The organism is Chryseobacterium sp. Chry.R1 (assembly GCF_039645525.1).
Taxonomy (GTDB): Bacteria; Bacteroidota; Bacteroidia; order Flavobacteriales; family Weeksellaceae; genus Chryseobacterium; species Chryseobacterium proteolyticum.
The window spans coordinates 4,116,442-4,134,119 of the sequence record NZ_CP151793.1 but is presented as its reverse complement, the minus strand read 5'-3'; the positions used below and the strand labels follow the sequence as shown (position 1 = coordinate 4,134,119).

General features: G+C 35.1%; 18 protein-coding genes. 10 read left to right on the top strand and 8 right to left on the bottom strand.

From position 1 onward, the window contains the following. Positions 1–120: 120 nt before the first annotated feature. On the bottom strand, positions 121–363 hold the full coding sequence (yidD, locus tag AAEU33_RS18430; protein ID WP_345989546.1) for a membrane protein insertion efficiency factor YidD: 243 nt from the start codon (positions 361–363) through the stop codon (positions 121–123). A gap of 101 nt (positions 364–464) precedes the next feature. On the opposite strand from yidD, the gene AAEU33_RS18425 reads away from it, so the two are divergent. Beyond that, on the top strand, positions 465–1,742 hold the full coding sequence (locus AAEU33_RS18425) for a replication-associated recombination protein A (RefSeq protein ID WP_345989544.1): 1,278 nt from the start codon (positions 465–467) through the stop codon (positions 1,740–1,742). A gap of 46 nt (positions 1,743–1,788) precedes the next feature. Here the strand turns inward: AAEU33_RS18425 and AAEU33_RS18420 are convergent, their stop codons facing one another. The 5 genes from AAEU33_RS18420 to AAEU33_RS18400 form a co-directional block, all read right to left on the bottom strand. Then, positions 1,789–2,226: a hypothetical protein gene (locus AAEU33_RS18420; RefSeq protein ID WP_172277719.1), complete on the bottom strand. Its 438-nt coding sequence runs from the start codon at positions 2,224–2,226 to the stop codon at positions 1,789–1,791. 110 nt (positions 2,227–2,336) lie between these two features. Next, positions 2,337–4,586: a DUF2339 domain-containing protein gene (locus tag AAEU33_RS18415; RefSeq protein ID WP_345989542.1), complete on the bottom strand. Its 2,250-nt coding sequence runs from the start codon at positions 4,584–4,586 to the stop codon at positions 2,337–2,339. 122 nt (positions 4,587–4,708) lie between these two features. Then, entirely contained in the window at positions 4,709–5,425 is a 717-nt protein-coding gene (locus AAEU33_RS18410; RefSeq protein ID WP_172277721.1) for a hypothetical protein, read from the bottom strand. Between the two features lie 342 nt (positions 5,426–5,767). Beyond that, a complete protein-coding gene (gene pheA / locus AAEU33_RS18405; protein WP_345989539.1) occupies positions 5,768–6,616 on the bottom strand; it encodes a prephenate dehydratase in 849 nt (282 codons plus the stop codon). 83 nt (positions 6,617–6,699) lie between these two features. After that, positions 6,700–7,128, bottom strand: coding sequence for a thioesterase family protein (locus AAEU33_RS18400; protein WP_345989537.1), 429 nt, complete (start codon positions 7,126–7,128; stop codon positions 6,700–6,702). A gap of 137 nt (positions 7,129–7,265) precedes the next feature. On the opposite strand from AAEU33_RS18400, the gene dnaA reads away from it, so the two are divergent. The 5 genes from dnaA to AAEU33_RS18375 all read left to right on the top strand — a co-directional run bounded on the left by dnaA (position 7,266) and on the right by AAEU33_RS18375 (position 11,004). Further along, positions 7,266–8,720 (top strand): chromosomal replication initiator protein DnaA, encoded by a 1,455-nt coding sequence (dnaA, locus tag AAEU33_RS18395; RefSeq protein ID WP_172277724.1) that lies wholly within the window; start codon positions 7,266–7,268, stop codon positions 8,718–8,720. A gap of 103 nt (positions 8,721–8,823) precedes the next feature. Continuing rightward, complete coding sequence (locus AAEU33_RS18390) at positions 8,824–9,273, top strand: low molecular weight protein-tyrosine-phosphatase (protein WP_345989534.1); 450 nt, start codon at positions 8,824–8,826, stop codon at positions 9,271–9,273. Further along, the gene (locus AAEU33_RS18385) at positions 9,274–9,774 is read left to right on the top strand and encodes a nuclear transport factor 2 family protein (protein WP_345989532.1); all 501 of its coding nucleotides are present in this window, start codon (positions 9,274–9,276) and stop codon (positions 9,772–9,774) included. A 4-nt stretch (positions 9,775–9,778) separates the two neighbouring features. After that, positions 9,779–10,477, top strand: coding sequence for an SAM-dependent methyltransferase (locus AAEU33_RS18380; protein WP_345989530.1), 699 nt, complete (start codon positions 9,779–9,781; stop codon positions 10,475–10,477). Between the two features lie 149 nt (positions 10,478–10,626). Then, the gene (locus AAEU33_RS18375; protein ID WP_172277728.1) at positions 10,627–11,004 is read left to right on the top strand and encodes a hypothetical protein; all 378 of its coding nucleotides are present in this window, start codon (positions 10,627–10,629) and stop codon (positions 11,002–11,004) included. A 40-nt stretch (positions 11,005–11,044) separates the two neighbouring features. Here the strand turns inward: AAEU33_RS18375 and AAEU33_RS18370 are convergent, their stop codons facing one another. Then, positions 11,045–11,905, bottom strand: coding sequence for a DUF4349 domain-containing protein (locus AAEU33_RS18370; RefSeq protein ID WP_345989527.1), 861 nt, complete (start codon positions 11,903–11,905; stop codon positions 11,045–11,047). A 53-nt stretch (positions 11,906–11,958) separates the two neighbouring features. Next, positions 11,959–12,432, bottom strand: a complete 474-nt coding sequence (locus AAEU33_RS18365) for an Mpo1-like protein (RefSeq protein ID WP_273647499.1) — start codon at positions 12,430–12,432, stop codon at positions 11,959–11,961. Between the two features lie 71 nt (positions 12,433–12,503). On the opposite strand from AAEU33_RS18365, the gene AAEU33_RS18360 reads away from it, so the two are divergent. The 4 genes from AAEU33_RS18360 (at position 12,504) to AAEU33_RS18345 (ending at position 17,573) form a co-directional block, all read left to right on the top strand. Beyond that, positions 12,504–13,349, top strand: coding sequence for an AraC family transcriptional regulator (locus tag AAEU33_RS18360; RefSeq protein ID WP_273647500.1), 846 nt, complete (start codon positions 12,504–12,506; stop codon positions 13,347–13,349). Between the two features lie 89 nt (positions 13,350–13,438). Further along, entirely contained in the window at positions 13,439–14,749 is a 1,311-nt protein-coding gene (locus AAEU33_RS18355) for a TolC family protein (RefSeq protein ID WP_345989524.1), read from the top strand. 24 nt (positions 14,750–14,773) lie between these two features. After that, positions 14,774–15,889 carry an HlyD family secretion protein gene (locus tag AAEU33_RS18350; protein ID WP_345989522.1) on the top strand — a complete coding sequence of 372 codons (1,116 nt, stop codon included), beginning with the start codon at positions 14,774–14,776 and terminating at the stop codon, positions 15,887–15,889. Between the two features lie 91 nt (positions 15,890–15,980). After that, complete coding sequence (locus AAEU33_RS18345) at positions 15,981–17,573, top strand: MFS transporter (protein WP_345989520.1); 1,593 nt, start codon at positions 15,981–15,983, stop codon at positions 17,571–17,573. The last annotated feature ends 105 nt before the right edge of the window (positions 17,574–17,678 follow it).

The following is a 17,678-nucleotide window of genomic DNA, read 5'->3' as shown; positions in this document are numbered from 1 at the left end:
ATAGACCGCCAGGGTATGCCTGTGCAAAAATACACTGGGTAACGAAGGCAAATACTACGAGGTACATTCTGAAAAAAATATTACTCATTTCTATTTTTTTGATAGTTTATTACTGAATTTTTATTTCTTTGGAGGAACGGGGTCATATCCGCTACCTCCCCATGGATGACATTTTGAAATTCTCCTGATACCCAGCCACAATCCTTTAAAAATACCATGCACCTGCAGTGATTCTATCATATAATGGGAGCATGTAGGTTCATAACGACAGTTTTTAGGGAGTAAGGGCGAGATAAACCATTGGTAAAATTTAACTAAAATTACCAAAGGAAAAGTAATGATCTTGTTGACTGTTAATTTCAAAACAATGCAAAAATAGGGTAAAAAAATGAAAATTAGTTTAAATTTGTTATAAGTTTCAGACACATAAATCTGAAATATTCACTCAAAAATCCTAAAATATCTTGAATCAAAATATTCCATTAGCTGAAAAATTAAGACCCAAAACCCTGGATGATGTTCTGGGGCAGGAGCATCTTACGGGTGAGAAGGGAACAATACGGAAGATGATTGAGAACGATACGCTCAATTCTCTTATTTTATGGGGGCCTCCAGGAACGGGGAAGACAACATTGGCAGAAATTATTTCTGAAAAATCCGGAAGAAAGTTCTATAAACTTTCTGCGGTTTCTTCGGGTGTAAAAGATGTTCGTGATGTCATTGATGAAGCAAAAAAACAGAATCTATTTTCAGGAAAATCGCCAATCCTATTTATTGATGAAATTCACCGCTTTAATAAGTCGCAGCAAGATTCATTGCTTCACGCAGTAGAAAAAGGATGGATCGTTCTGATAGGTGCAACCACGGAAAATCCAAGTTTCGAGGTAGTTTCAGCCTTGCTTTCAAGGAGTCAGGTGTATATCCTGAAAGCTTTAAGCTATGAAAAACTGGAAGAACTTGTGGACATTGCTCTCGATAGGTATAATAAAGACGAGAATACCCATTTAAAAATTGGAGAAAAAGGTGCATTTATACAATATTCGGGTGGTGATGCCAGAAAACTTATCAATTCTGTTGAGTTGGTTCTCAATCAATATAAAAATACAGAGACAACTGAGGTTTCCAATGAAGATGTTCTTGCCGTTCTTCAGGAAACAATAGCTTTATATGATAAAAACGGAGAACAGCACTACGATATTATTTCTGCATTTATTAAATCCATGCGGGGAGGTGACCCCAATGGTGCGGTATATTGGCTGGCAAGAATGATCGCCGGGGGAGAAGATATTAAATTTATTGCGAGAAGGATGCTTATTCTTGCGGCTGAGGATATTGGATTGGCAAATCCGAATGCTTTGGTTATTGCTAATAATTGTTTTCAGGCTGTCAACGTAATCGGTAATCCCGAAGCCCGGATTATTTTAAGTGAAACTGCAGTGTATCTGGCGGTATCTCCTAAAAGTAATTCTACTTATATGGCTATTAATAATGCATTGGCATTAGTAAAACAAACAGGTAATCTTCCTGTACCCCTTCATCTCAGAAATGCTCCGACAAAACTAATGAAGGATCTCAATTATGGCAAAGACTACAAATATGCACATTCTTATGAAGGAAACTTTGTAGACCAGGATTTCCTTCCTGAAGAAATTAAAGACACCAGGCTTTATGAGCCGGGAGATAATGCCACTGAGAAAAAGATCTATGAAGAACTCAGAAAAAAATGGAATAATAAATATTAGAAAAGGATGCTCAATGAGCATCCTTTTTATGATCAAAAATTAATGATTATTTCTGGGTTGTTGTAATAAAAAGGGACTTTTTGCCATTGTAATCCTTTACTTCAGTTTTAGCTAAAATATCAGCATAAATACTGGTTTCAGGATTAGAAAATTCATAACCTTCGATGATTACAGGTGTTTCTTTGGGTAGGTTGTTTTGTACATTAAGCTGAGCTAATGTTAACCTGTCAAGGTTTTCATATCCTTTTTTGATTTTGAACTCTGTAATCCCATTGTCTGCCAGATAACTGAATTTTTTTAGATTCTGTGGCAAAGTAGCAGGCGTTTTATAAACATGCATGCTTTGTATGAAATCTGATTTGTCCTTGAACATATCAACTGTTCCAACAATATCATTAGCAACAGCAAATTTAGCTGAAGGATTCTTCTGTCCAAACAAACATACAGAAGATACTAATAAAAAAGAATAAAGTATTTTTTTCATAATCTAAAGAATAAGTAACGATTAAAAACAGGTTAAATATAAGTTTTTTTTGTAGAATTTGAATGTGATTTCAAGATAAATTAAAAATTATGTATAAATAATGGGTTTTATTAAAATTCTGAATTTTCATTTTTATCAGTTTCCTCCTTTTTATCCACAAGATTTTTAATGATATTTTTCAATCTCTGGAACATAAATGAGCTCAGCAATAAAATCACTCCAAGTAATATAAAAGCTATAATTCGGGAGATATTATCCATTTGCCATACATCATAGGCATACAGTTTCACAATAACGATCCCTATAAGGGTGAATCCGATTCTGCTTAATTCATTATTCTCTCTTTTAAGCCCGGTATAAATAAAGATAATTGAAAGGATAGCCCAAATGATTGGAAGATACAGAATGCTAAAATGTTTTTGCAGTGCAGGCAGGTTTGTAAGGTTTACTGAATTTCCCAATAAATATAAATGATACAATTCACAGCTTACACCAGTAACCAATGTAAAGGCACCGAGCCAATACGAAATTTTTATTTTCAAAAAATCCGGTGTGTTTATTACCTTATAATAATATACATATATAAAAGGAATGAGGTATAGTAAATAAATTCCATAGAAAGAAGGTGAAGTTTTCTTTAATACGATATCATGTATAAGCTCGGAAGCACAGAAAGTAACATGAATGATAGTAAGGCAAAAGAAAAAATAAATCAATCCGTTTTCGATTTGTCTGTTTATTTCCAGTTTTCTGCCGAGTAGTAAAAGGATGAAGATGTAGAACAGACTCAGTAAAAGCCCCGATACTAAAATAATAGCAAAAGGCTGTTCAGAAATCTGATAAATCAATTCAAATAATATCGCGAAATAAATGATAGAGTAATTAAGGATTTTAAATGCATTTTCAAAGAAGCTATTTCCGGAAGTGTTATTTCCCTGTAATCTTTTGAGTAGGGCAAGATTAAAAAGGATGGTAATGATTGTCACCAAACTTGTTAAAAAGATAGGGTTGATTATTACGTTAAGATCTTTTGCGTCGAAATATTGTGCCCATGTAATGATTTGAGCTAACAGGACCAAAGGAAAAAGAATATAAAAGAAAACTTTAAAAATACTAAGATTTGTTTTTTTCCAGATAAAAAGAAGTAAAGTTGCTTCAATTGCCCAGATGCTTGTGATCAAATGCGTTTTGAAATGCAATGCGACAGCAATGGTTAGAAGGCTTACAGTAATACCTGTAAATATGGAATAAGTGCTGTTAAAACTTTTCTTATTATATTCCCTGAAAACGAGACAGCCGTTAATTGCTGCAAAGATTAGAGGAAATATGATGACCGGTTCATATCCCAATTTGTTAAAAAGGTAAATTAAACTTAGAGTACTAAAGAAGTTGACCAGGACTAATAATATTGTATCAAAAGCAAAAAGTATGTTTTTCTTACTATAGTTTAGCAATGCGAAAGCATAAAATATAACATAATTGATCAGATAAAAATAAATACTTAATATTTCAGGTTTTTCTACAATCCAATATAACAAATAGAGATGCGTAAAGAAAAATGCAATTCCTCCAACACTTTTCCATTGTTTCAAAAAGGTAATGATAAACATTCCGATATTTAAAACAGATATATAGGTGAATAAAAATAAGTAATTACTCTGGCCGGAACTGATCATTAAAGGGGCTAGAAATCCGCCAAATAATGAAAAAATAACTAGGACCTCGCTATTATAGCGATAAGAAAGAATGATAGATAATAATGTTATACAGCATGTAATAATAAAAGCGGTATTCTGTGCGAACAGATGATATTCACGAAACGCTATGGTAGTGGTAAAATATAAGATTGCAATACCACCTCCCAATATTATAGATGAAAATGTTGCATAATTTTTTCTTAGAAAATGACCTGTAATTATAATAGCTGAACCGATGAAGAATCCTATTGTCGCCCTTGCTGCTTCTCCAATCCAGTTTTTATCAATGGCATACTTTACAAAGTAACCGATACCTAAAACCAAAGTGAAAATACCAATAACTGCCAGAATGTTTTGTTTAAGAAAACCCATAATAGGGGAAAGCCAGTCTGTCTGTTGATCTGATGGTACCTGTTCCTGAATGTTGGGGTAGATCTCTGGTGCAGATTCTTTTTCATGATGAGTATTGATAGGTGAAGCTTCAGGAGATAGCTGAGATGGACTTGTAGATTCTTTTTTTAGCCCTGCAACCGGAATGTCTTTAGGAGTATTTTCCTGTAAGTCTGAAATTTTCTTTTCAAGCTTTTGTATTCTGCTATTTAAATTACTATAAACAATAACAATCAATACAATAAGTAGAATAACCAGGAAATTTGCCGTCATAATTTTCATTTGTTTGATCAAATATAAATAAATGTTTGTTAAGCTACTCGTAAAAACAATTAATCCATCATATTGGGATATGATGGATTAACGGTGTATAGTGATTAAATTAAATAAAAGTCCTAGTTAGATACTTTGTAAATATAGAATGAAGCAACACTTGATCCAAGTAAACCTACGTCAAGCGCAGAAGACCCTACAAGACCGAATGAAATCTTATCTCCTGCCTGTAGGCTATAGATTGAGTTCAAGCTGGATTCTGAAATTGTTAAGCTTAACAGAATTAGGTTTGCTCCACTAAACGCACGGCTGTCTATTGTAGTAGCTACACCAGCTCTTGTTCTAACGATTCCTACTCCCGGACTGTTGGCAAGGATAGAAGCTTGTAATCCTGTTCCGTAACGGAAAGTAAATCCAATAGCATATACTCCGTCAGATGGAACAACGTACGTATTGTCGGTATCAGAGAATAATGCTGCACTACCGATTGTTCTTTCTGCTGTCAGGAAGTTAACTCCTCTAAATCCGGAAGGAAATAATCCTAAACTTAATAAACTGATTCCTGCTGTTTTTTTAGCAGCAAACAGGGTAGGGTTTGTTGCACCACCACTTCCGGCACTCGCTACTAATGCAGGATCTGCTTGTTGTAACTCACCGGTAGCAATATTATACATCATAACATCAAATCCGGTTAATGTTGTCGTTGTTGGAACCTGGCGTACTTTCACATCTCCGTTTACGTCAAGAGTAGCTGCTGGTGTTGTGGTGTTTATTCCTACCTGTGAAAAGGCTTGAAATGAGATCAAAAATAAGATCAGAATGGAAATTTTAGTTTTCATGTTATAAAAGTTTAAATTGTTATGGTTCTAGTTTTAGTTTCGTAAAAATACAGCAAAAATTATGCCTGTAGGTTATATTTTATATAAAGTTATTGTAAATTATGTTTAAATATTTTAACAATTTACAATTTATATTCAATATAACGTTACGTATTTATACTATAAGTAAATATACTTAAATTTTTTGAGAATAAAGATAAATAAAATAATTTAAATAAATCCCTTTTTATTGAATAATTTTTATTTAAGGTAAAAATAAAGCTGTCAGAACGTCTGACAGCTTTTTGAAATATTATTGATATTTATAAATTAGTATATAATTCCTTGTGTTTTTGATAAGATCTAACTTTCCAACAAAAATTCTTTGTAGTTTCCAAGGAAATCAACATCTGCATGAATGGATTCCAGCTCCTGTATTGCATTTCCATGCAGGATCGGATGCCATTCACCTACCACATTGATATAGAAAAAGTAGTTTCCAAGTCCCGTTTTTAAGGTCCGGGATTCTATTTTGCTAAGATTCATCTTTCTCCAGGCGAATACTGATAGTACCTGGTGTAATCCTCCGGCATGATCTTCAGGTAATGTAATGAGCATCCCGGATTTTTCACCCAGAACTTCTAATTTTTCGTTTTTGTAAGGATTTCCTTCTTTAGAGATCACGATAAAGCGTGTATGGTTCTGCTCAAAGTCCTGAATATTCCGGTTAATGATTTTTAAACCATAAAGGTTGGCAGCAAATTGATTGGCGACAGCTGCGATCTTTTGATCAGGGTTCTCAGATACATATTTTGCTGCGGCGGCCGTAGAAGAAAAATCCTGTCTTTGAACATTCTTGTAGTGGTCATCTAAAAAATGAAAACTCTGAGCCAATGCCTGCGGATGAGAATAAATCTTCTCAATTTCCTCAATAGAATTATTGGGATGAATCATTAAGTGATGTGCAATGGGCATCACAGCTTCAGCTTCGATTTTTATTGCAGGGGTTTTATACAGATAATCTAATGTCATGGAAACGGTACCTTCAATGGAGTTTTCCAAGGGGACAACAGCTTTAGCAACTTCTCCTTTTTCTACTGCTTCAAAACAATCCAGGATATTTGCCTGTGGTAATAGGTCTTCCTCAGGAAAAAGTTGTGTGGTGGCAAGTTGGGTAAAACTTGCATATGGGCCAAGAAATGCAATCTTCATATATTCTGCGTAATTGTTAAATGTAAATTAAACTTCAACAAAGGAATGAAATAGTTGATAGTTAAAAAAATTATATACCTTAATTATTCAGGGGTATTTTCTTCAACCTTCCAGTTTGCTTTAAAAAGATTCAATAAATGCTCCGGGCATCTGATGATTTTGTTGGTTGATGAATCCAGAAAGAACAGGGTGGTAGAAGCTTCGGTAATTTTTACTCCCTCTTCGTTGTAGATTTCATATTCAAATTCAATCCGTACTCCGGGTATTTTTTTTATATAGGTGTGGATTTCTAATTTTTGATCGTATAAAGCTGGTTTTAAATACTTAATTTTATAATCGGAAACGGGTAACCAAATTCCCTGGTTTTCAATTTCATTATATGACATTCCGATGGATCGAAATAGCTCAACTCTGCCAATTTCAAAGTACGTTGCATAGTTGCCATAATAGACATATTTCATAGGGTCGGTTTCGGCGTAACGTACTCGTATTGAGTGGATTGTGTGTATCATTTTGGGTCTCAAATTATACATACAAATATATTTTTAAATAATCAATACCTGCAAAATTTTTTTTTGAAAATAAAAAATTAGACCTTTGTCTTCCTTCTAAACACAGTACTAACTAAAGAATTAATCGGGGCATAAATATGGATGAAAATTTAATGATGATATGGCAGAAGTGCCTTCAGTTTATGCGTGACAACCTTAACGCAGCTGAAGATAATTCTGATTTGAAAAAACTTGAAAAATCCTTCGACTTATTGTTCGATAAGGTGCAGCCAATCTCTTTGGTTGACAATAATCTTACATTAATGGTACCTAGTGATTTTTACAAGGAATATATTGAGGATAATTACTTATCTCTACTTTCTGCGGCCCTGAAGAAAAATATAGGTAAAGGAGTAAAATTATGGTATTCTGTAATGGAAAATAAGCCTAATGGCTTAGAAAAACCAGTTACCATGAACATGAAAGGGAAAAGTGTTCCTACACCGAAAGTGCAGGAAACAATGCCTCAAGGTTTTTCATCCAATATTGTTAATCCTTTTGTTGTACCTGGAATTAAAAAAGTAAATATCGATTCCAATCTGAAATCTGATTTTTCTTTTGATAACTATGTAGAGGGAGAAAGCAATAAATTTGCTGCAACAGTAGCAAGATCTATAGCAAAAAGACCTGGTGCTACTGCCTTTAATCCATTGTTTTTATATGGAGGATATGGAGTAGGTAAAACACACTTGGGACAGGCGGTAGGATTGGAAGTTAAAAGCCAGTTTCCGGATAAAGTAGTGCTTTATTTGTCTTCTGAAAAATTCATACAGCAATTCATTTCAGCAGCAAAGGCACACAAGCAAACCGAGTTTGCAAACTTCTACCAGATGGTGGATGTTTTGATCATTGATGATATTCAGTTCTTGTCTGGTAAATCGGCAACACAGGATAGTTTCTTCCATATTTTTGACTATCTGCATCAGAATGGAAAGCAGATCATCCTGACTTCTGATAAGGCTCCGGTAGATATTATGGATATTCAGGACAGAATCGTTTCCCGTTTCAAATGGGGACTTTCTGCAGAGATCAAATCTCCGGATCTGGAAACCAGAAGAAAAATTATCGTTGATAAGTTAAGCAGAGATGGTATTGTACTGACGGAAGATATGCTTGACTTCTTAGCGGCTGAAGCAAAGACCAACGTAAGAGAACTTATAGGGGTGATCAATTCTGTAATTGCTTACTCCACTATTTATAAATCCGATCTTAGTCTTGAGTTATTAAAAGATACCATCAATAAGATTGCAGCCAATCAGAAAAAAATCATCAACATTCCTTATATTCAGGAGATCGTATGTGATTACTTTGGTATTAAAAGAGAGCAGTTGCTTTCGAAAACAAGAAAAAGGGAAATTGCACTTCCAAGACAGCTGGCCATGTATTTTGCAAAGGAATTTACCAATGCTACATTTACTAAAATCGGTGAAGAAATGGGAGGTAAAGATCATTCAACGGTAATGTATGCTTGTGAAACTATTAAAGATGTTTCCAAGATAGACAAAGAAGTGAAAAAGTACGTAAAAGAGCTTACGGAAAGAATCAAACACTAGAATAATTTAATTTGATATAAAGAAAATGAAGGATAGGAATTATTCTTCATTTTTTTGTTTAATTTTGATAGATATGCTAGTCCTTAATTCATAGAATTGTAACATGAAAATATTGATGGTATGCTTGGGAAACATTTGCAGGAGCCCTTTAGCAGAAGGAATTATGAAAGAAAAGCTCCCTCCCGGTTTTGTAGTGGATTCTGCGGGAACGATTTCAATGCATGAAGGTGAACATCCGGATAAACGGGCGATAAAAACGGCAGCTAATCATGGGATTGATATTTCCAAACAAAGATCCAGACCCATCACCAAAGCGGATCTGGAAAATTTTGATAAAATCTACTGTATGGATATTGATATTTATGGAGATGTAATTTCAAAAGCAAAAAATGAGGAGCAAAGGCAGAAAATATTTCTGTTTTTAGAAGCTGCAGGAAATCATGAAAATGCTGATGTTCCCGATCCTTATTGGGGAAATATGGATGATTTTGAAGATGTTTATCAACTTTTGGATGAAGCATGCAATACGATCTGTAATCAAATTATAAATTAAATGAAATACTTTATTTTCTTTTTTGTTTTAATTGCCAACTTTCTATTTGCCCAGACAAATGACGAGATTGCCATTAGAAAAGTAATGGATGATTTTATGACAAGCATCAAAACCAGGGATGAAAGTAAATTTCTTTCCCTTTTTCAGGAACCGGTTTTATGGATGGGAACATATAGTGAAAGGACTCAATTGAAACGTCTTGAAAAAAATCCAAAAGCAGAAAGCCACTTTACCGATGATTATAAAACCTTTATTAAGGGTTTTAAAGACGATAAATCAGAAGAAAAGTTTGATAATATCAGGATCATTGAAGACGGTTCCATAGCTTCTGCTAATTTCGATTATAGCTTTTGGTATGACGGAAAAATGAGTAACTGGGGAAAAGAAATATGGACCTTAATGAAGATCAGCGGGACATGGAAAATCACCTCAGTGACGTTCTCAATGGATCTGACCCAATATTTTCAACAACCCTCATTAAAAGAAAGAACCCAAAAATAAAAAAATGCTTTTTTTACTTCCAGCCTATTTATCAGAAAATACTCCTATCAATCATTTTTCACCGGTGATGAATGATTATATCATGCAAACCGATTATTTCTTTGTGGAAAATGAAAAAACTGCCCGAAAGGTCATTAAATTCTTTGCTCCTGAAAAAAAACAATCCGATCTCAAGCTTTTTTTACTGGATAAATATACCCAGAATGAAGATATTAAAGATGCTCAGGAACTCATGTTAAAAGGTCAGGATTTTGGATTGCTTTCTGAAGCTGGCCTTCCCTGCATCGCTGATCCGGGAAATCTGATTGTGAAATGGTGCCATGAAAAAAATATAAGAGTAATACCTGTTTCAGGACCATCTTCTATTATCCTGGCTCTGATTTCAAGTGGGTTTAACGGTCAAGAGTTTTCGTTTAACGGATACCTTCCTATTGATAAAGGAGAAAAGAAAAAACAAATTCTGCATTTGGAAAGCCTGGTACAAAAGACAGGATATTCTCAGATTTTTATGGAAACACCCTATCGGAATAATCCCCTTATCGAAGACCTGTGTAAATTTTTGTCTCCCAATACAAAATTGTGTATCGCTGCTAATATCAACGATCCTGAGCATGAATTTATTCAGACGAAAACCATTAAAGAATGGCAAAAGAAAAAACCGGAACTTCATAAAATCCCCGCTGTATTTGTGCTTGGTAAATAATTATGTAGATCTTTCTTATAAAGAGTTTTCGTATAACAGGTCTTGTTTCATTGTTGTTTAATTTTTTTAGTGCAATTATTTTTAACATGCATTAACGTCGTCTTTGCACCATTGTTGTTCTATATAGGGTAACATTAAAATACAAGATTATGTCAGACAAAAAATTAGCAGGAATCTGGATAGATACCGAAAAAGCTATCGTTGCAAAAAATCACGATGCACAAAATGCCTTTAAATTTTTTCTTTGTAATCCTGTAAAAGCTGAGATTCAGCATGGTAATTCAAGTGAAAATGCAGGTAATAATGCGGAAAGGACGAATCGGATTAAGTTTTTTAAAGAAGTTGAACATTTATTAATAAATTCTCAGGAAGTATATATTACCGGTCCGGGAAAAATTCAGGAAGAATTAAAACACTATCTGCATGATACTGCTCAGTTCAAGGATCTGAAAATTACATTAGACACGTCCCAGCAAATGTCAGACGAGAAAGTGCTGGAAATGGTAAAGAAGCATTTTAATGCATAGTTTTAAAAACAAAAATAGATCCGGATATAGATATTCAGATCTATTTTTGTTTTCTTCTTCCTTTCCATTTTCTCCAAAGGAAAACAATAAGCGGGATGGCTAAAAAGAATGGCCAAAAAGAGATGAGTCCAAGTATGAAACTTATAAAACTATTCCAGCCTTGGGTAATGGAATCTCCAAACCGGCTTCCAAAACCTATTTTTGATGTAGCTGAACTTCTTATTTTTTCTTTATATAAACTCAAATTGAGTGTGCTGTAGTTCACACGGTCATCAATAAAACGAAGTTTTCCCTCTGCAACATCTATTTCGTCTTCCAGACCACGGATTTTTTCCTGGATTTCAAGCATATCCTTCGTATTGGAGGCTTTTCTAAGCAAATCCCGGTATTTTTCAAGATAAATCTTTTTATTGGCTAGTTTAATGCTAACATCTGTATACTCTTCCGTAACATCTTCAGAGGAAATGTTTTTAGATAAAACAGAACCTATCCCATTAGAAAAGGAATTGATTAAAGCATCAAAATTTTTATGAGGCACACGGATCGTAAGGCTCAGGTTTTCATCTTCATCTGAGTTTTGAAAATCTTCTGTTTGTATATAAGCATTATTTTTCTTTAAGGCTTCATTTACCTGATCCAGGGATTTTTTAATATCTGAAACTTGGATACGCATTTCTCCATTTTTAATGATTTTTTTAGAAATGGTATCAATTTTTTTGGGTGTATTTTCCCGCGGTTCCTCTTGAGGCGAAGGAACTAGTTCGTTTTTTGAGAAATTAGCTGTTTTATCATCCGGTAGTACTTCTACAAGATCAGCACTAGCTCTTGGACTGGCGACACCATCTGATTTACTGCAATGAATGCATATTATGAGCAATAAGGGTAAAATTAAGTTCTTCATGATTCTTTTTATGAATCTTATCAAAAATGATGCATAATTCAAAAGAAAGACTGTTAATATTTTATTCCTGTCTTTTTGAAAATAAAGGTTAATAACCAAATAGGCCCCATTAGAAGGAATTGAAGATCTTTTAAGAAGGGAGGCTTTTTACCTTCGATTCTGTGTCCGAAAAGTCTTAAGATCCAGGTAACCACGAATATTGAAAAATAAATAATCCATGCGTTTTTCAAGAATCGTATATTAACCATATATATTGAACCCTCCATCAATATCATGATAATAAGCATCATCATGCTGATCAGGAAGGATAGTCTGAGATAAAATAGTGTAATGAATGCAACTGCAACCATGCTTATGATGCTGGCACAACCAAAGTAAGGAGAGCAAATATGCGGTGAAGGAAGTAAGGAGATAAAGCCTAATATGCTCCAAAAAGTGAGAGGAACACACATCCAATGAATGAGCTTATTGGTTTTATTTCTGTGGTTTTTACAATATTCTGCGAAAAATAAATCTATCTTTCTCATAATTTGGAATTTGGTTAATACGAAATTAATAAAATTTTGCAATCGTCCAAGAGATTGAATACATTTGTGGTATGTCTGTCCTTGAAAAATTCGGTGTAGAGATCTTTACACAGCATAATATCTTTGAAAGAATTTCTGTCGAAAAACCCTTTCGTCCAGATAATCCTGCGTTTATATTTGTTAAAACCGGGACTATAAAGCTTCGTCAGCACTTCAGGGACCTTGAACTTATGCCCAATATGTTTATGGTAACCGATCCCCAGACTGTTTATGAAATGGTATCGGTAAGTGATGACTTTCAATCCAGAATGGTTTCTTATAAAAGGGAGTTTATTTCTGCTTTATCCCTGAAATTTAACCGTCTTATCGGATACCGTTATTTCAGGCAACAAATGAATAAAGGAGTTCCTTTTCAGCAGGATGAAATGGAGTTGGTGTGGAAAAGTGTTAATTTCCTTAAATATATACTGGATTCGGAAACGGAAATGATGTATAAAAAGGAGATAGTGGAACACTTATTTTCCGTTTTTTGCTACCAGATGGCCGGGATTATTTCCAAGGAGGATAGCAACGCCATGGGGCAGATGTCTAGACAGGAAGAAATTGTTTTTATCTTCTTGACAGATCTCGCAGAACATCACCATACGGAAAGAGCTGTTGAGTTCTATGCCGAAAGACAGTCCATTACAACCAGACATCTTTCGTCGGTGGTGAAATCTATTACCGGAAAGTCGGCCAGTCAGATCATAGCGGCTATAGTGGTCAACGAAGCCAAAGTACTTCTAAACTCTTCCAAAAAGTCTGTTTCAGAGATTTCTTCCATGCTTGGGTTTAGTGATCAGTATTCATTTTCTCACTTTTTTAAGAAGCATTTAGAGATCAGTCCCACCCAATACAGAAATCAGTTTGACAGGTAAATCCTACATTTGAACATCTTTTTCCAGTTATCAAACATTTGTTTGATTTCTGTGTTGCCGTAACTTTGCCTATGTAAAAACAAGGTAAAATGATACATTACATAAAAACAGCACTATCAGTTTTGATAGCTATATTCCCTGCGCTGTTTTTTTCTCAGGAAGTCAGACAAATGACAGCGAATGAGGTCGCTGAACTGGCTCTTCAGAATCATCAGCAGCTAAAAGTTACCGCTCAAAATATCAATATTGCAAAACAACAGACAGGTGTCGCAAAACTCCAGAAGTTGCCTAATATAACGGCATCAACAAGTCAGTTTTACTTGGGAGATGCAGTAGCAATTGACAAAGATTTTTCGGGTTCTACCACTATTCCTATGCCTCACTATGGAAGCTCATATGCAGTACAGGCTACTCAGTTGATCTTCAAAGGAGGATTGGTGAATAAATCTATAGAATTAGCCGGATTAAGGGAACAGCTTTCTGAATTGGATCTTGAAAAGAATAAACAGGACGTTAAGCTCTTAGTTATATCCAATTATCTGGATATCTACAAAATTCTTAATCAGGAATCCGTTTTTCAGAATAATAAGAAACTGGCCCAGGAACGCCTGAAAAACATCCAGAAATTTTATCAGCAAGGAATGGTTACCCGCAATGAAGTGATCCGTGGAGAGTTGGCAATAAAGAATCTCGATCAGGGAATCTTAACGCTCGTTAATAACCGGAAGATCCTTAATTATAATATGAATATTGCATTAGGATTACCTTCTGAAACAGAAATTATTCCTGTCGAAAGTTTAGACAATAAGGAAGCGGGTATCGGAATGGAGTATTATATGGATCTGGCTCATAACAGTAATCCACAGCTAAAGTCTGCCAAAACGAATATTGATGTTGCAAATAAAAATATAGAGATTATAAAAACCGATCAGCTTCCTACGTTATCCGGTTTTGGAGGTTATACTTTACAGCGCCCGATTACGACAAGAAATCCTGTTGTGGATATGTATTCCGGAGGATGGCAGGCAGGAGTTTCTCTAAGTTATAATATCGACAATCTTTATAAAACGAAAGAGAAAATTAAACTTGGAGAAATACAAAAAACGCAAGCTGGAGATGCAATGACTTTAGTTCAGCAAAATGTAGACATGGGAGTTAATGCGGCTTATGTTAAATACCAGGAATCTATTCAGCAGGCTGATATTCTTAATGACGCCAAAAAACTGGCCGAAGAGAATTACAAGATTACAGAGGCTAGATATCTCAATCAGCTGGCTGTACAAGCTGAAATGATTGATGCTCAAAATCAGAAATTACAGTCTGAACTGGACTTTGCCAATGCAGAAATCAATGTTCTGTATCAATATTATAATCTTTTAAAATCTACGGGAACACTTTAATTTTTAAAACTGAAAATCAAGATAATGGAAAACAAGGAACAACAAAATATAGAACAGGCACCTGCGGTTTCAAGCGCAGTAGCTAAAAAGAAGGAAGCCAGGAAAAATAAAATTAGAGCAATTATTTCCAATATTATTGTATTTCTGGCTATTGGTTTTGGCTTATTCTGGCTGGTTAGGGAATATTTTCATATCGGAGATAAGACTTATACAGAAGCAGCCCAGGTTGAAGAATTTATCAATCCAATCAATACCAGGGTTTCAGCCTATATCAAAGAAATTAAATTTATTGAGCACCAGCAGGTAAAAAAAGGAGATACTTTGGTTATTTTAGATAAAAATGAAATTTTAACCCAGCTAGGCCAGGCCGAAGCAGCGTATCAAAATGCTTTGGCACAGCGCTCCGCTACATCATCATCCGTAAATACGGTTTCTAATAATGTTAACGTGATGGAGTCTAACATAGCAGGGGCAAAAGCCAGATTATGGAATGCTGAACAAAACCTGAACAGGTACAAAAACCTATTGGCTTCAGAAGCTGTTACCAGACAACAATATGACCAGGTGAAAACAGAATATGATGCACAAAAAGCAGCTTACGAAACATTAGTTAATCAAAAGCAATCAGCGAACCTTTCTACGACGGAAGTTAAAAGCAAGCTTGGGATCAATAATGCCGAGATCAAAAGAACAAAATCGGCATTGGATATGGCAAGAATCAATCTTTCTTATACCGTAATTACTGCACCCTATGACGGCGTTATGGGGAGAAGAACGATTTCCGAAGGCCAACTGATCCAGCCGGGGCAGCAGGTAGCTACGATTGTACTGAATGGTCAGAAATGGGTAACTGCCAATTTTCTGGAAAGCCAGATGCCGAATGTTAAAATTGGAGAGAAGATGATAATGACGGCGGATGCGCTCGGCGGACAACAATTTGAAGGAATTGTTACGGCTATTTCTGCAGCTACTGGATCGAGATATTCCAGTGTTCCGACAGACAACTCTACCGGTAACTTCATTAAAGTACAGCAGAGAATTCCCGTAAGAATAGAATTTACTGCCGCTAATAAAAAAGAGGATATCAATAAACTGAGTGCGGGGATGAATATGAATGTGAATGTTAACAAGAAAGATTAAAAGATTAAAAGATTGAAAGATTGAAAGATTTGTCAGTAAGACATCATTTTCAACTTTTTCAATTGTCTGTAACATCTAAAAAAAATAAAAAATGTATAACAAAGGCTTATATCATGATTGGGTTCCAAAGCCGGTTCAGCTTTTACTGATCCTATTACTTCTTGCCGTGGTAATGCCGTTGGGGGGAGTGTATACAGGTAATATAAGTTATCTTGTAGGAGGAACGGGAGCTCTGTCAGAATATTTTCTATGGGCAAATTATGCAACGACAATAGGAATGGGAGCCTGTATGCCTGTAGTTCTAAGAATGAAGATGAGATTTAAGGTACGCGATAAGATCACTTTAATTCTTGTTCTTTTAGGACTACTAAGCTATGTTAATGCTACCACATTGCAACCAATGGTAATCGTAATAACAGCACTAGTCATCGGTTTTCTGAAAATGATGGTTACTATTGAACTGTTCTTACCATTAATGGCAATGATAGGAAACAGGGGGATGTTCTACGGAGCATTTTATACGTTCGTCCTTATGATGAATCAGGTGGCAAGTTATTATGCTGTAGAAGTGTCTGTTCTTTACAACTGGCAGCATTTTTACATTATTGTGTCCGTTTTATGTTTTGTACTGGCACTGATTCATTGGATCTTTATGCATGATAAATATTTTGCCCTTAAAGTTCCTTTGCATTATATTGATTGGCTGAGTATTCTGCTTTTTATTTCCTCATTCATGTTTTCGGCATATGTATATTCTTTTGGAAAGCAGCAGGATTGGTGGAACTCTTCGAAAATAATAAAGGCCAGCATTGGTGCTTTTATAAGTTTTGCGTTATTGGCAACACGACAATTAACATTAAAAAGACCTTATCTGTCATTTTCCATATTCAAAAGAAACAATGTCCAGAATGGATTGTTCATGTTGTTCTGGCTGGGAATGTTTTTAGGGACAACAACTTTGCAAAATACGTTTGCGGTGGGAGTATTGGGATATGATCAATTGACCAATGCAAGGCTCAGCATCCTGATGATTCCGGGAATTATTTTGGCTGGGATTACAGCTATTTTCTGGTTTAAAAATGAAAAACCTTTAAAGATGTTCATTTTTTCAGGATTTTCTGCGATGATAGGATATGCTATGATCATGTACTTTTCAATGGTATTGGAATTCAATTATGAAGGTTGGTATCTGCCTATGTTTTTAAAAGGTTATGGGATGTGTTCATTGTTTATCTCAGTATGGTATTATACGCTTGATAAACTGGAACTTGATGATATGCTTGCTGCAATCGGCTTGGTGCTGGTTTGGAGAACATTCTTAGCGGTAGGGATATTTTCAGCAATCTATTCATGGTTTCAATACCACTTTCAGGTGGTGGCGGTAGGAGATCTGGCTGTTTATATTGATGGAATGACAGTGACTCCTCAAACACTTTCAGGTAATATGAAACTCGTTCAGCTGAACGCGATCATTATCGCGTCCAAAAAGATATTTGGTTACATTATAATAGTAGGTTTAGGGGTATTGGCTTACGTTTTAACCCATCATTTCGGTAAAGAATGGTTTCAATATGGTAGATTTATCAGAATGCTGGGTGGTAAATCCGTGATTGCCAGAAGGAGATTGAGAGAACGTAAAAAATTGTTAGAAGAAATAAAAGATGCGGCTGGTCCCGCTTTGTAAAGATACCTTGTTTTTCACTTGTAAACCCCGGATTTATTTTGAGTCTGGGGTTTACGTTTTCTTGTTTGGTATCTTATGGTATGAAAATGAACCCGATAAAATGTA

What these genes read in the sequence shown, in the direction of transcription:
- AAEU33_RS18420 (WP_172277719.1), bottom strand. Translation starts at nt 2,226, where the DNA reads ATGAAAAAAATACTTTATTCTTTTTTATTAGTATCTTCTGTATGTTTG.
- AAEU33_RS18415 (WP_345989542.1), bottom strand. Translation starts at nt 4,586, where the DNA reads ATGACGGCAAATTTCCTGGTTATTCTACTTATTGTATTGATTGTTATT.
- AAEU33_RS18410 (WP_172277721.1), bottom strand. Translation starts at nt 5,425, where the DNA reads ATGAAAACTAAAATTTCCATTCTGATCTTATTTTTGATCTCATTTCAA.
- pheA (WP_345989539.1), bottom strand. Translation starts at nt 6,616, where the DNA reads ATGAAGATTGCATTTCTTGGCCCATATGCAAGTTTTACCCAACTTGCC.
- AAEU33_RS18400 (WP_345989537.1), bottom strand. Translation starts at nt 7,128, where the DNA reads ATGATACACACAATCCACTCAATACGAGTACGTTACGCCGAAACCGAC.
- dnaA (WP_172277724.1), top strand. Translation starts at nt 7,266, where the DNA reads ATGGATGAAAATTTAATGATGATATGGCAGAAGTGCCTTCAGTTTATG.
- AAEU33_RS18390 (WP_345989534.1), top strand. Translation starts at nt 8,824, where the DNA reads ATGAAAATATTGATGGTATGCTTGGGAAACATTTGCAGGAGCCCTTTA.
- AAEU33_RS18385 (WP_345989532.1), top strand. Translation starts at nt 9,274, where the DNA reads ATGAAATACTTTATTTTCTTTTTTGTTTTAATTGCCAACTTTCTATTT.
- AAEU33_RS18380 (WP_345989530.1), top strand. Translation starts at nt 9,779, where the DNA reads ATGCTTTTTTTACTTCCAGCCTATTTATCAGAAAATACTCCTATCAAT.
- AAEU33_RS18375 (WP_172277728.1), top strand. Translation starts at nt 10,627, where the DNA reads ATGTCAGACAAAAAATTAGCAGGAATCTGGATAGATACCGAAAAAGCT.
- AAEU33_RS18370 (WP_345989527.1), bottom strand. Translation starts at nt 11,905, where the DNA reads ATGAAGAACTTAATTTTACCCTTATTGCTCATAATATGCATTCATTGC.
- AAEU33_RS18365 (WP_273647499.1), bottom strand. Translation starts at nt 12,432, where the DNA reads ATGAGAAAGATAGATTTATTTTTCGCAGAATATTGTAAAAACCACAGA.
- AAEU33_RS18360 (WP_273647500.1), top strand. Translation starts at nt 12,504, where the DNA reads ATGTCTGTCCTTGAAAAATTCGGTGTAGAGATCTTTACACAGCATAAT.
- AAEU33_RS18355 (WP_345989524.1), top strand. Translation starts at nt 13,439, where the DNA reads ATGATACATTACATAAAAACAGCACTATCAGTTTTGATAGCTATATTC.
- AAEU33_RS18350 (WP_345989522.1), top strand. Translation starts at nt 14,774, where the DNA reads ATGGAAAACAAGGAACAACAAAATATAGAACAGGCACCTGCGGTTTCA.
- AAEU33_RS18345 (WP_345989520.1), top strand. Translation starts at nt 15,981, where the DNA reads ATGTATAACAAAGGCTTATATCATGATTGGGTTCCAAAGCCGGTTCAG.